Source organism: Amycolatopsis sp. NPDC049252 (assembly GCF_043197175.1).
GTDB lineage: Bacteria > Actinomycetota > Actinomycetes > Mycobacteriales > Pseudonocardiaceae > Amycolatopsis.
The window spans coordinates 66140-78959 of record NZ_JBICSQ010000039.1; the positions used below are offsets into that span (position 1 = coordinate 66140).

12 protein-coding genes are annotated in these 12820 nt (G+C 70.3%); 8 read left to right on the top strand and 4 right to left on the bottom strand.

Going from position 1 to position 12820, the window contains the following annotated elements; genetic code table 11:
• Window positions 1-84 precede the first annotated feature (84 nt).
• Window positions 85-597 (top strand): RNA polymerase sigma factor, encoded by a 513-nt coding sequence (locus ACGFMK_RS31000; protein WP_392770592.1) that lies wholly within the window; start codon window positions 85-87, stop codon window positions 595-597.
• Window positions 590-1456 carry a CU044_5270 family protein gene (locus ACGFMK_RS31005; protein ID WP_392770594.1) on the top strand — a complete coding sequence of 289 codons (867 nt, stop codon included), beginning with the start codon at window positions 590-592 and terminating at the stop codon, window positions 1454-1456. The genes ACGFMK_RS31000 and ACGFMK_RS31005 overlap by 8 nt, the downstream gene beginning before the upstream one ends.
• A gap of 39 nt (window positions 1457-1495) precedes the next feature.
• Here the strand turns inward: ACGFMK_RS31005 and ACGFMK_RS31010 are convergent, their stop codons facing one another.
• Both ACGFMK_RS31010 and ACGFMK_RS31015 read right to left on the bottom strand, forming a co-directional pair.
• Complete coding sequence (locus tag ACGFMK_RS31010; RefSeq protein WP_392770597.1) at window positions 1496-2344, bottom strand: HpcH/HpaI aldolase/citrate lyase family protein; 849 nt, start codon at window positions 2342-2344, stop codon at window positions 1496-1498.
• Window positions 2341-3411, bottom strand: coding sequence for an HpcH/HpaI aldolase/citrate lyase family protein (locus ACGFMK_RS31015; RefSeq protein WP_392770599.1), 1071 nt, complete (start codon window positions 3409-3411; stop codon window positions 2341-2343). Before ACGFMK_RS31015 ends, ACGFMK_RS31010 begins: the two co-directional genes overlap by 4 nt.
• Window positions 3412-3833: 422 nt before the next feature.
• On the opposite strand from ACGFMK_RS31015, the gene ACGFMK_RS31020 reads away from it, so the two are divergent.
• Genes ACGFMK_RS31020 through ACGFMK_RS31030 form a run of 3 tightly spaced genes read left to right on the top strand, consistent with a single transcriptional unit; the run spans window position 3834 to window position 6115 of the window.
• Complete coding sequence (locus ACGFMK_RS31020; protein ID WP_392770602.1) at window positions 3834-4487, top strand: hypothetical protein; 654 nt, start codon at window positions 3834-3836, stop codon at window positions 4485-4487.
• Between the two features lie 33 nt (window positions 4488-4520).
• On the top strand, window positions 4521-5171 hold the full coding sequence (locus tag ACGFMK_RS31025) for an NAD(P)H-binding protein (protein WP_392770604.1): 651 nt from the start codon (window positions 4521-4523) through the stop codon (window positions 5169-5171).
• Window positions 5168-6115 carry a ribose-phosphate diphosphokinase gene (locus tag ACGFMK_RS31030; protein WP_392770607.1) on the top strand — a complete coding sequence of 316 codons (948 nt, stop codon included), beginning with the start codon at window positions 5168-5170 and terminating at the stop codon, window positions 6113-6115. Before ACGFMK_RS31025 ends, ACGFMK_RS31030 begins: the two co-directional genes overlap by 4 nt.
• Here the strand turns inward: ACGFMK_RS31030 and ACGFMK_RS31035 are convergent.
• Complete coding sequence (locus ACGFMK_RS31035; RefSeq protein ID WP_392770610.1) at window positions 6112-7410, bottom strand: D-arabinono-1,4-lactone oxidase; 1299 nt, start codon at window positions 7408-7410, stop codon at window positions 6112-6114. The genes ACGFMK_RS31030 and ACGFMK_RS31035 overlap by 4 nt on opposite strands.
• Window positions 7411-7495: 85 nt before the next feature.
• Between ACGFMK_RS31035 and ACGFMK_RS31040 the strand changes: the two genes are divergently transcribed.
• Window positions 7496-8680: an amino acid deaminase/aldolase gene (locus tag ACGFMK_RS31040; RefSeq protein WP_392770612.1), complete on the top strand. Its 1185-nt coding sequence runs from the start codon at window positions 7496-7498 to the stop codon at window positions 8678-8680.
• Window positions 8681-9152: 472 nt separating this feature from the next.
• On the opposite strand, the gene ACGFMK_RS31045 is transcribed toward ACGFMK_RS31040, so the two are convergent.
• Window positions 9153-9803, bottom strand: a complete 651-nt coding sequence (locus ACGFMK_RS31045; RefSeq protein ID WP_392770615.1) for a TetR/AcrR family transcriptional regulator — start codon at window positions 9801-9803, stop codon at window positions 9153-9155.
• Between the two features lie 130 nt (window positions 9804-9933).
• Here ACGFMK_RS31045 and ACGFMK_RS31050 point away from each other — a divergent pair, with 130 nt between their 5' ends.
• Together ACGFMK_RS31050 and ACGFMK_RS31055 are read left to right on the top strand one after the other, a co-directional pair.
• Complete coding sequence (locus ACGFMK_RS31050) at window positions 9934-11256, top strand: GH1 family beta-glucosidase (protein ID WP_392770618.1); 1323 nt, start codon at window positions 9934-9936, stop codon at window positions 11254-11256.
• A complete protein-coding gene (locus ACGFMK_RS31055; RefSeq protein WP_392770621.1) occupies window positions 11249-12517 on the top strand; it encodes an MFS transporter in 1269 nt (422 codons plus the stop codon). The genes ACGFMK_RS31050 and ACGFMK_RS31055 overlap by 8 nt, the downstream gene beginning before the upstream one ends.
• The last annotated feature ends 303 nt before the right edge of the window (window positions 12518-12820 follow it).

A 12820-nucleotide genomic window follows, 5' to 3' on the forward strand; every position in this document is an offset into this window, starting at 1 on the left:
ACGAGGGAAGAAGATCCGGGCCCGCGGCGAAGTGGTGGTGAAACTGTCGCCGACGGGAAGGATCTCCATGACAGAGGCAGCCACATGACGGCGGCCCCGGTGCTCGGCACCGAGCTGTTCACCGAGGTGCACGACCGGCACTTCGCGGCGATCTACCGGTACGTCGCCGGGCGCCTCGGTGCCCAGGTCGCGGAGGACGTCGCCGCCGAGACGTTCCTCGTCGCCTTCGACCGCCGGAAGACGTTCGACGCCACCCGCGGCGACCTGCGCGCCTGGCTGTTCGGCATCGCGACGAACCTCGTGTCCCGGCACCGCCGCAAGGAAGCCCGGCACTACCGCGCGCTCGCGCGGCTCGAGACACCCCGGCCCGCCGAGGGCCACGAAAACCGCGTTCTCGACGCCGGCCGGCTGGGAAAAGCGTTGTCACGGCTGACCGCGGGGGAGCGTGACGTCCTGCTGCTGGTCGCCCTCGCCGACCTCGGCTACGCGGAAGTCGCCGAGGCTCTCGGCATCTCCCCGGGCACGGTCGGCTCCCGGCTCAGCCGCGCCCGCAAGAAGCTCACCCCCGTACTCGCCCAGGAGGCGCGTGATGAATGACCTGCAGACGCTGCGTGCGGCGCTGACCCCCGACGAGCCCGCCCAGGACGTCGTCGAGCGCAGCCGGCACCGGCTGCAGAACCACATGCTCACCGGCCGTCGCAAGCGCACCGGCCTGATCGCCGTCGGCGTGGGCGTGCTCGCCGCCGCGGTCGCGGCCGGCGTCGTGGTGGCCACCCTGCCCGGCACTCCCGCCCAAGCCCCGTCGCAGGCGGTGGCCCCGGCCGTCACCGGCCAGCAGGTCCTGCTGGCGGCGGCCACCGTGGCCGAGCACGCCCCGGCGGGCACCGGCAAGTACTGGCACATCAGGACCGCCTCGGACAAGCAGGTCTACGAGTACTGGTTCACTTCCGACGGCCACATGTGGTTCCGCGGTGCGAAGACCGCCGGCAAGGTCATGCCGCTGGGGCTGTACCCGTTGCGGCTGGCGGCCGCCGAGGTGACCTTCGAGCAGCTCCGGACCTTGCCCACCGACCCGGCGGCGCTGCGGGACTGGCTCGTGAACGCGATCGCGCACAGCGGCGCCCGGACGAGCGCGGGCCCGCTGACCGCGAGCGACCGGGAACGGGAGCTGCTGCTGTCGATGGTCTCGCTGGTGTCGACCCTCCCCGCGCCGCCGGCCGTGCGAGCAGCGGCCTTCCGCTCGATCGCGGCGTACCCCGGCGTCCAGGACCTGGGCTCCGTCCCGGGCGGGCGGGGCTTCCTGCTGCCCAGGGACTACCGCCTGGTCGTCGACCCCGCGACCGGCCGCATCAACCGGACGTCGATGTACGTCTCCGCGGACGGCGCCATCTACCAGGTCGCCGACCCGCAGGGCGCGCAGGTCGGTGCCGAGTGGACGGACTCGCTGCCGAACTGAACCGCACCGGTGGCCGGGCCGCTCGCCCGGCCACCGGCGTCAGGCCTTGACCGCCTCGGCGAGCGCGAGCACCCGACGCGCGTTGTCGACGTGCAGGTTCTCGATCATCCGGCCGTCCACCGTCACCACGCCGCTGCCGGCCTTCTCGAACGCCTCGATGATCCGGCGCGACCGGTCGACCTCCTCTTCGGACGGCGCGAAGATCCGGTTGCACGGCTCCACCTGGGACGGGTGGATGAGCGTCTTGCCGTCGAAGCCGTACTGCCGGCCCTGGACGCACTCCTCTTCGAACCCGGACAGGTCCTTCACGTCGTTGTAGACGCCGTCGAGGATCACCTTGCCGGTCGCGCGCGCGGCCAGCAGGCACAGCGAAAGCCCGCCCAGCAGCGGGCCGCGGCCCGGGACGAACTCCGCGTGCAGCTCCTTGGCGAGGTCGTTCGTGCCCATCACCAGCACGGTCAGCCGTTCGGACGCCGCCGCGATCTCCTCGGCGTGCAGCATCGCGACCGGCGTCTCGACCATCGCCCAGATCTTCGTGTGCTCCGGGGCGCCGCCCAGCTCCAGCGCGCGCTCGATGTTGTGCACTTCGGACGCCGAGTTCACCTTCGGCACGACCACCGCGGCGGGGCCTGCGGCCGCGGCCGCGCGCAGATCGGCGTCGTGCCACTCGGTGTCCAGGCCGTTGACGCGGATCGTCACTTCCCGCGAACCGTAGTTCCCGACGGCCGCGCACACCCGCTCGCGCGCGGCTTCCTTGGCGTCCGGCGCGACGGCGTCCTCGAGGTCGAGGATCAGCGCGTCCGCCGGGATGGTCTTGGCCTTCTCCAGCGCGCGCTCGTTGGCGCCCGGCATGTAGAGGACGGAACGTCTCGGCTTCAGCTCGGTCATCCGAGGATCTCCTTGGTGGCGGCGTCGTAGGCGGCCGCGAGTTCGGGGTCGTCCGCCGCGAGGGCGTCGGCCAGTTCGGCGACCACGTGGCACTGCTTCACCGACGCGTCGTCCTGCATCTTCCCGTCGATCATCACCGCGCCGGTGCCGTCGCCCATCTCGGCGATCACCTTGCGCGCCCAGGCCACATCGGACGGTGCGGGCGAGAACACCTTCTTCGCGATGTCGATCTGCACGGGGTGCAGGCTCCAGGCGCCGACGCAGCCGAGCAGGAACGCGTTCCGGAACTGGTCCTCGCACGCGACGACGTCGCGGATGTCCCCGAACGGCCCGTAGTACGGCAGGATCCCGTGCATCGCGCACGCGTCGACCATCCGCGCGACCGTGTAGTGCCAGAGATCCTGCTGGTACGTCGTCCGGCCTTCGGTCAGGTCGTCGCCCGTCGGGTCGGTGCGCACCAGATAGCCCGGGTGCCCGCCGCCGACGCGCGTGGTCTTCATCCGGCGGCTCGCGGCCAGGTCGGCCGGCCCGAGCGAGATGCCCTGCATCCGCGGGCTCGCGCCGGCGATCTCCTCCACATTGGCCACGCCGCTCGCCGTCTCGAGGATCGCGTGCACCAGCAACGGCTTCGTCAGCCCGGCGCGCGCTTCGAGCTGGGCCAGCAGCCGGTCGACGTAGTGGATGTCCTGCGCGCCCTCGACCTTCGGCACCATGATCACGTCGAGCTTGTCGCCGATCTCGGTGACGAGCGTCACCAGGTCGTCGAGCACCCACGGCGAGTCCAGGCTGTTGATCCGGGTCCACAGCTGCGTCTTCCCGAAGTCGTTCGCCTTGGCGATGGCGACGAGCCCGGCGCGCGCGGCCTCCTTGCGGTCGGCGCGCACGGCGTCTTCGAGGTTCCCGAGCAGGACATCGACCTTCTTCGCGATGTCCGGCGCCTTCGCGGCCATCTTCTCGTTGCTCGGGTCGAAGAAGTGGATCATCCGGGACGGCGTCACCGGGATCTCCCGCACGGGGGCGGGCGCGCCCAGGGCGAGCGGGGCGAAGAAGTCCTTCGGGGAGCGCATCGGTCCTCCACGGCGACGACTAAGTGACTGATCGGTAACTTTAGTCGCGGGCGCCCGTGTTCCGCTGCGGCGTAGCTCACCGCCGTGTGGGTGACGGTGGACAACCGCAGCTCAGCGCCCTGCGTCCACTGTGGATTCTTCATCGGTTGGGCCGAACGGGCTAGTCGGGCGGGTTTGCCGAATCCTGCCGCGGGTAGTCGGTCGCAGGCGGACGGTAGTGCCACTCACCTCGCGATCACTCGGTTGGCCGCACCGTTCGACCGAAGTCCCATGACCGCCTACCGACCGGTCATCGACCGCTGGGCGCCGCCGATCGCAGCCACTCGCACTACCCGGCGACGCCGCGCCGCCGCGCTGTTAGACAAGTGAGGTGCCGGTTTTCACCGGTCACGACGCGGTGCAGTTCAGAAGGAGGCGGACACGTGGCGGCTACACCTCAGAACACCGATCGCTCGACGGTCGCCGGTGGCGCGAAGCGCAGCCGGTCGATGCCGAGCCGGGTGGTGCCGCCGATCGAGCTCCCCGCGAGCGTCGACGAACTCGCCCGCACCGCCGCCGCCCAGCTGGGCTGGAACGGCGTCGTCCTTCCCGAGATCACGATCCTGGGCCGCAAGGTCTGCGTGGTCGCCAAGCTTCGCACCGACGTGCACGCCGAACGCATCGCGATGGGTGCCGGCCCGGTGGCCGATCGGGCCACTGTCGACACCTGGACCTGGCCGGAGCTGGCCGGAACCGCCCCCGCCCCGGCCGCCGAGATCATCGGCGTCCTGGCCGTCGCGCGCCACTGGCGCACCGCGATGGCCTCCGCGGTTCCGTTCGCCCGCTACGGCGAGGCCGCGATGGTGCTGCCGTCGCCGGCCGTGCTGACCGAGGACTACGTCGGCAACTGCCTGCCGCGGGCCCGCGCGTACGGCCTCGCGATCGTCACCGCCGACCCCAACTCGGTCGTCGACCTCGACCTCGAGGGCCGCACCGAGCGCGTCGTGCTGGCGGAGGACCCGGTTTCCCGCCTGGTGAACGAGATCGTCTACGACCACCTGCTCCGCACCGCCGAAGCCCCCGCCGAGCTCGACTGACGGTCCTGGTCGATCCCTACTAGGGTCGGGCTCATGCGAGTCGTCATTGCTGGTGGACACGGTCAGATCGCGTTGAGGCTCGAGCGGCTGCTCGCCGCACGAGGTGACGAAGGGGTCGGGATCATCCGGAATCCCGCCCACACGGCGGATCTCGAAGCCGCCGGTGCCCAGGCCGTCGTGCTCGACCTGGAGAACTCCGATGTGGACACCGTCGCCGAGGTGCTGAAGGGCGCCGACGCCGCGGTGTTCGCCGCGGGCGCCGGCCCGGGCAGCGGGTCCGCGCGCAAAGCCACTGTGGACCACGGCGCCGCGGCTCTCTTAGCCGACGCGGCCTCGCAGGCCGGTGTGCGGCGGCACATCCAGATCGGCTCCATGGGTGCCGACAACCCGGAGAACCCCGACGTCACCGAGGACTTCCGCGTCTACCTGCGTGCCAAGCGCGCGGCCGAGGACGACCTCAAGGCGCGCGACCTCGACTGGACGATCCTCCGGCCGGGCGCGCTGACCGACGACCCCGGCACCGGCCGGGTCCTGCTGGCCGACAAGACCGGCCGCGGCTCGGTGCCGCGTGACGACGTCGCCGCGGTGCTCGTCGCACTGCTCGACGCGCCCGCGACCGCGCGTCGCACCCTGGAACTGATTTCGGGCGAAACCGCGATCGACGAGGCGATTTCAGCACTGTGAACCAAGAATCCAGAGAGATCGCCGTTTTCAGCGGCAGTGCGCACCCCGAGCTGGCCGAGGAGATCTGCGAGCAGCTCGGCGTGCCGCTGCGGCCCGTCGAGATCGAGCGCTTCGCGAACGACTGTCTCGGCGTCCAGCTGCAGGCGAACTGCCGCGAGCGGGACGTCTTCATCATCCAGCCGCTCGTGCGTCCGGTGCAGGAGCACCTCGTCGAGCTGCTGCTGATGCTCGACGCCGCGCGCGGCGCCTCGGCGTCCCGGATCACCGCCGTGATGCCGCACTACTCGTACGCGCGCTCGGACAAGAAGGACGCGCCGCGCATCTCCATCGGCGGCCGCCTGGTCGCCGACCTGCTGGTGGCCGCCGGCGCGAACCGCGTTCTCGCGATGACCCTGCACTCGCCGCAGGTACACGGGTTCTTCAGCGTCCCCGTCGACCACCTGCACGCGCTGCAGGAGCTGGCCAAGCACTTCCGGCAGTACGACCTTTCGCGCACCACCGTCGTCTCACCCGACCTGGGCAACGCGAAGGAGGCGTCGCACTTCGCGCGGCTCCTCGGCGTCCAGGTCGCGGCCGGCGCGAAGGAGCGCTTCCCCGACGACCGCGTCCAGATCACCTCGGTGATCGGCGAGATCACCGGCCGCGACGTGATCGTCCTCGACGACGAGATCGCCAAGGGCAGCACGGTTCTCGAACTGCTCGACAGGCTCGCCGAGCTGCGCCCGCGCTCGATCCGCGTCGCCTGCACGCACGGCCTGTTCGCGGCGAAGGCCATCGAGCGCATCGGCGACCGGCCCGAGGTGCTGGAGATCGTCTGCACCAACACCGTCCCGGTCCACGAAGAGGACCGCACCGAAAAGCTGAAGATCCTCTCGATCGCCCCGGCGATGGCCGAGGCGATCCGCCGGATCCACAACGGCGAATCGGTGTCCGCGCTCTTCTAACCGACCGGGCCGAGCACGCGGTCCAGGTAGGTGTTCGTGAAGACGCCGTTCGGATCGGTTTCCTTGCGCACGCGCAGGAAGTCGTCGAAGTGCGGGTAGCGCGAGCGGAGGACGCCGGCGTCGAGGTCGTGCATCTTGCCCCAGTGCGGGCGGCCGCCGACCGCGCCGGCGATCTTCTCGAACGCGCCGAAGTACTCGCGGTACGGCATGCCGGTGAACTGGTGGATCGCGATGTAGGCCGAGTCGCGGCCCTGCGCGGTCGAGAGCCAGATGTCGTCGGCGGCCGCGACGCGGACCTCGACCGGGAACATCACCGGGTCCCGCAGCTTCGGCACCAGCGCGCGCAGCTCGGCGAGGACTTCGTGCACTGATTCACGTGGAACCGCGTATTCCGTCTCGGTGAACCGGACGTTGCGCGCGGTGACGAAAACGCGGTGGGAGAGGTCGCTGTACTCGCGCGCGGAAAGCATGTTCGACGCGAAGCTGTTGAGCGAGGGCACGAGCCGCGGCATCAGCCGGCCCGTCCGGCAGAGCCCGCCGAACGCGACGTTCTCCATGATCTCGTAGTCGACGAACTGGCGGACCCGGCTCAGCGGCTCCGCCGTCTCACAGCGGTTGTTGCGCTTGACCAGCGCGTTCTTGCCGTAGGGGAACCAGTAGAACTCGAAGTGCTCGTTGTCCGCGGCGAAGTCGTCAAAGCCTTCGAGGACCTGCTCCAGCGGCTCCGGACGTTCCTGCGCCCGCAGCACGAACGACGGCTCGCACTTCAGCGTCACGGTGGTGATCACGCCGAGCGCGCCGAGGCCGACGCGGGCGGCGGAGAAGAGGTCCGGGCGTTCGCCGGCCGAGCAGGTGACGACCGAGCCGTCGCCCAGGACGAGTTCGAGCGCCACGATCTGGGTGGCGATGCCGCCGAGGCGCGCGCCGGTGCCGTGCGTGCCGGTCGAAATCGCGCCGGCGATGGTCTGCGCGTCGATGTCGCCGAGGTTGGTCATGGCGAGCCCGAGGGTGTCGAGCGCGGCGTTGAGCTGCTTGATCGTGGTGCCCGCGCGGACGGTGACGTGCCCGGTTTCGAGGTCGGCCCGCTCGATGCCGGTCCACCCGCGCAGGTCGAGCGCGTCGGAGTCGGCGACGGCGATCGCGGTGAAGGAGTGGCCGCTGCCCCAGGGGCGCACGGTCCGGCCGGCCGCGGCGATGCTCGCGACGGTCGCCGCGATCTCAGCCGTGCTCCGCGGCTGGTGAACGTGCTGCGGCGAGGCGGACGCCGTGCCCGCCCAGTTGGTCCACCGGGTCATGCGCGCCCCCTCCATCGGTCGAATGTCCGAGACAGTATGTGAACAGTATTCGCGTTTCAAGCTTTGTTGTCGTACTTTAGACCTCGTGACCAGTGCGACGGTGTACGACTTGGCGACCAAGGACCTCGATCCACCCTTGGCCGTCGTCGACTTGGCTGCCTTCGACGCGAACGCCGACGACCTCCACCGGCGCGCGGCCGGCAAGCCGATCCGCGTGGTGAGCAAGTCGGTCCGCTGCCGGGCGCTCCTGGAGCGTGTCCTCGCGATGCCGGGCTTCGAAGGCCTGATGTGCTACTCGCTGGCCGAGGCCATCTGGCACGTCGAGCAGGGCACGACCGACGACGTCGTCGTCGCCTACCCGACCGCGGACCACGACGCCCTCCGCCGCCTGGCCGCGTCCGACAAGGCCCGCGCGTCGATCACGATCATGGTCGACTCGCCCGAGCACCTGGACCTGGTGGACGCCGCCCTCGGCCACGGCCACCCGGAAATCCGGGTTTGCCTGGAACTGGACGCGTCGTGGCGCCCGGTCCCGGGCATCCACGTCGGCACCCGGCGATCGCCGATCTTCACCGCGAAGCAGGCCTCGACGTTCGCGCGTCAGGTCGTGGCCCGACCGGGCTTCACCCTGGTGGGCGTCATGGCGTACGAAGGCCAGATCGCCGGCCTCGGCGACGCGGCGGGCCGCCGCGTCAACCAGCTGGTGGTCGGCTGGATGCAGCGACGTTCGGCGGCCGAGCTGGCCCGCCGCCGCGGCGCCGCGGTCCGCGCGGTCCGCGAGGTGACGAACCTGGAGTTCGTCAACGGCGGCGGCACGGGCAGCATCGAGTCGACGGGCGCGGACGCGGTGGTCACGGAGATCGCGGCCGGCTCGGGCCTGATCGGCCCGACCCTCTTCGACGCGTACACGCGCTTCAAGCCCCGCCCGGCGGCGCTGTTCGCGCTACCGGTGGTCCGCCGCCCCACGCGCAAGATCGCCACGCTGTACTCCGGCGGCTACATCGCCTCCGGCCCGACGGGCCCGTCCCGCCAACCGACGCCCTACCTGCCGACGGGCCTGAAATTCCTCGGTTTCGAAGGCGCGGGCGAAGTCCAGTCCCCGGTGACGGGAAGGGCCGCCCGAACCCTGCAGCTGGGCGACCGCGTCTGGCTCCGGCACGCCAAGGCGGGCGAGCTGGCCGAGCGTTTCACGCACTACCACCTGGTGCTGGGCGACCGGGTGGAGCGCACGGTCCCGACGTACCGCGGCGAGCACCAGAACTTCGGCTGACCAAGGCCGCACCGACGCGGGCCCGGCGACCCGGGTACCGCGTCCGCGGGCGGGAACACCGATTTCGGCCCCGGGCCCGGTTTTGTCCCCCACCCCGGACGGGCGAATCCTGCTCCCCAACCGCCACTCCGCCGGAACCTGTCCAGACTCCGGATAGGCGAGCATCCCGGATCGACCGCGGCCCACAGCACCTGCTCCACGGGCAAGAAAGCGGGCCCGCCGGCCGATCGCCGGACTCACGAGCGGAGGTCGGCGAGACTCGATCGCCGATCAGGCCCCCGTGTACAGCAGGCCCCGAAAACCGAGAAACCTGCTTCCACCAGGACCCGGCCCGGAAAGCAGCCCCCGCCACTCCCAGGGGGGCGTCCCCAGGTCCAGTCTATCGGCGCCCCCGGACGAACCCGGCCCAGAACGGACCAGGCCCCAGGGTTGTCCACAACTGGGGAAGCCTGTGGACAACTTCTGGGGACAACTACGCCTGCTTCTCCCCGAACCGCGCCGCCAGGTAGCCCTTCACCACGTACTTCGCCTCCGCCACGAACTTCTCGTCGCCGCTCGGCTCCTTGCGGAACGCCAGCTTGAGGAGCGCGTCCGCGACCTCGTTGGCGATCGTGATCGCGAAGCGGAGGTCCTCCACCGGGCGGTCGACCTGGGAGGCCAGGAGGTCCGTCAGGGAATCGACGATCACCGCGTTGTTGTCGCGGGTCTCGTCGAGCAGCTGGCGGTCGATGATGTCGCCGAAGTGGACCTTCGAGAAGCCCGGGACCGAGCGGTGCATCTCCAGGTAGATGTCGAGGATCGAGTCCACGACGTCCCACCAGTGCTCGGGGCCCAGCTGCTTGAGGCGCTCGTTGACCGCGCCGACGAACCGTTCGAGGTTGCGGGCGGTAAGCGCTTGCACGACGGCGCGCTTGTCGGGGAAGAACTGGTACAGCGAACCGACGGCGACCCCTGCTCGTTTGGCGATCAGGGTGGTCGTCAGCGCGTCGTAGCCGAGCTCGTCGATCAGCGCCGCGCTCGCGTCGAGCATCTGCTCGACCCGTTTCGCGCTGCGTTGCTGGACCGGCTGCCGGCGTAGGGGGGTCGCTTCTGCCGGCACCTTCGCGGCCTGGATGTCGGACACGGCACTCCTCCTCGTCTGATCTGGGACTTTATCGCGCCGACGGGCTTCCCCACGGACGAGTGAAGACCTAGTATATGAGAACTTTTCATGTTCACCCGTATGGGTGGCCTGACGAAGGGGTCAGCAGCCGGTGCAGAACCCGAACTTCCCGCCCGACTTCCTTTGGGGTGTTTCGACCTCGGCGTTCCAGATCGAAGGCGCCACCACCGAGGGTGGGCGCGGACCGTCCATCTGGGACACGTTCACCGCGACCGAAGGCAAGATCGCCCGCGGTGAAGAAGCCAAAGTAGCCGCCGACCACTACCACCGCTACCCCGAAGACATCGCGCTGATGGCGGAACTCGGCGTCGGCGCCTACCGGATGTCCATCGCCTGGCCCCGCATCCAGCCCGACGGGAAGGGTGCGCCCAACCCCGAGGGTCTCGGGTTCTACGACAAGCTCATCGACGCCGTGTGCGAAGCCGGCATCGCGCCCGCCGTCACGCTCTACCACTGGGACACCCCGCAAGCCGTCGAAGACGAGGGCGGCTGGCTCACCCGGGGTACCGCTGAGCGCTTCGCCGAGTACGCCCACATTCTCGGAGAACGTTTCGCCGATCGGGTGAAGCTGTGGATTCCGCTGAACGAGCCGATGGTCATGTCGATCTTCGGTTACGCGATCGGCGAGTACGCACCCGGACAGACCCTCCTGCTCGACGCCGTTCCGACCGCGCACCACCAGAACCTCGCGCACGGCCTGGCCGTCCAGGCGCTGCGCGCGGCCGGTGCCACGAACATCGGCACGGCCAACAACCACTCGCCGATCTGGCCCGTCGCCGACAGTGTGGAGGACGACGCGGCCGCCGAGTGGCTCGACGCGCTGCTCAATCGGCTTTACGCGGATCCCGTTCTGCTCGGCACCTACCCCGAACAGCTCCACGAGCACCTCCCCGCCGGGTTCGCCGACGACCTGCCGGCCATCGCCCAGCCGCTCGACTTCTACGGCGTCAACTACTACGAGCCACAGGGCGTCGCGGCGCCCAGCCCGGGCAACCCGCTGCCGTTCGACCTTCGTCCGATCGAGGGTTACCCGATGACGACCAACGACTCGCCGATCGTCCCGCACGCGCTTCGCGAGCTGCTGCTGGACTTCCACCGGCGCTACCGCGACAAGCTGCCGCCGATCCAGATCACCGAGAACGGCTGCAGTTTCGCCGACGTCGTCGCCGAGGACGGCGCCGTGCACGACCCCGAGCGGATCGACTTCCTGCACAGCCACCTCGTCGCGCTGCGCGAGGCGATGGACGCCGGCGTCGACGTCCGGGGTTACTTCTGCTGGTCCCTGATGGACAATTTCGAATGGTCCAAGGGCTACGCGCCGCGCTTCGGCCTGGTGCACGTCGACTACGAGACCCTGCGGCGCACGCCGAAGGACTCGTTCCACTGGTACCGGAAGCTGGTGCAGGATGAGTAGTGAGACGACTGAGGCCACGGCCCTGCCGGAAGCCCTCGCCGAGCCGGTCGTGCGGGTGCGGCCCGGCTGGATGAGCCTGCTGTTCTTCGCGAACATCGCGCTCTGGCTGGGGATCTACGCCCCGATCCAGGTGCTGCTGCCGCAGCAGGCCGAGATGCTGGACCAGGTCAACAAGGAGTTCGTGCTCGGCATCGTGATGGGGGCCGGCGCGGTCGTGGCGCTGGTCGTCAACCCGGCGGTCGGGCTGCTGTCGGACCGGACGTGCTCCCGGTTCGGCCGCCGCCACCCGTGGACGGTCGTCGGTGCGATCGTCGCCGCCGTCGGGCTGCTGGTGCTGGCGTTCGCGCCGAACGTCGCGCTGCTGATCACCGGCTGGTGCCTGGTGCAGGCCGGGCTCAACGGCATGCTCGCCACCCTGATGTCGGCCATCGCCGACCGCGTCCCGGTCGGGCAGCGCGCGCAGGTCGGCGGGCTCGTCGGCATCGCGCAGATGCTCGGCACGGTGCTGGGCGCGGTGGTCGTCGTCGTGATGCTCGGCATCGCCGGGCTGCCGCTCGCCTACGCGGTCTGCGCGGGGATCGTCCTGGTCGGAGCCGCTTTCTTCGTGCTCCGGACGCCGGACGCGCGGCTGCCGGTCGAGCACCGCCCGTCGTCCGCGGCGGGTGAGGTGCTGCGCAACCTCTGGGTCTCGCCGCGGCGGCACCCGGACTTCGCGTGGGCCTGGTCGTGCCACTTCATGATCAACCTCGGCAACGCGTTCGGCACGCTCTACCTGTTGTTCTTCCTGAAGGACGCGGTGCACTACCCGGACCCGGACACGGGCCTGCTGATCATGATGGGGCTGTACGGCGTCGCGCTCGTCATCGGCGCGGTGCTCGCCGGGCACTTCTCCGACAAGTCCGGACGGCGTAAGCCGTACGTCCTTGCGGCCTCCGGGGTGATGGCGTTGGCCGCTTTGCTGCTGGTGATCTGGCAGAGCTGGCCGGTCGCGCTCGCCGCGTCCCCGCTGCTGGGCGTCGGCTTCGGTGCGTACATGGCCGTGGCGCTCGCGATGCTGACGCAGGTGCTGCCGACGGCGCAGGACCGCGCGAAGGACCTGGGCGTCATCAACATCGCGAATTCGCTGCCGCAGGTGGTGGCCCCGCTGCTGACGCCGCTCGTGCTCGCGTACCTCGGTGGCTACTCGGGACTCTTCGCCGCTTCGGCCGTCGCGACCCTGCTGGCCGCGGTACTGGTCCTGCGGGTGAAGGCGGTCCGGTAGGGGACCTGGACGTGGAACCGCGGGCCGGTGCCGGTCGGGGGAGGGGAGTGCAACGGCACCGGCCCGCGGAATTCGGGGCCGCACGTACGGGGCGGGGCACGCAGCGGACCAACGAGGTGATCACGCTGCGGTTGATGATCAATCTAGCGGGCGATTACCGCCCGGGCTAGGGCTAACGCGTATTTTTTTCGATTAATCGCGGAGACGGCCGGGGGGTTGGCCGAGGACTGGTTCGCACTGCTCGGGGGTGCGGGCGAAACACACCACCGCCCAACCCCCCAGCCCGCGCGGGGGCCCAGGGGC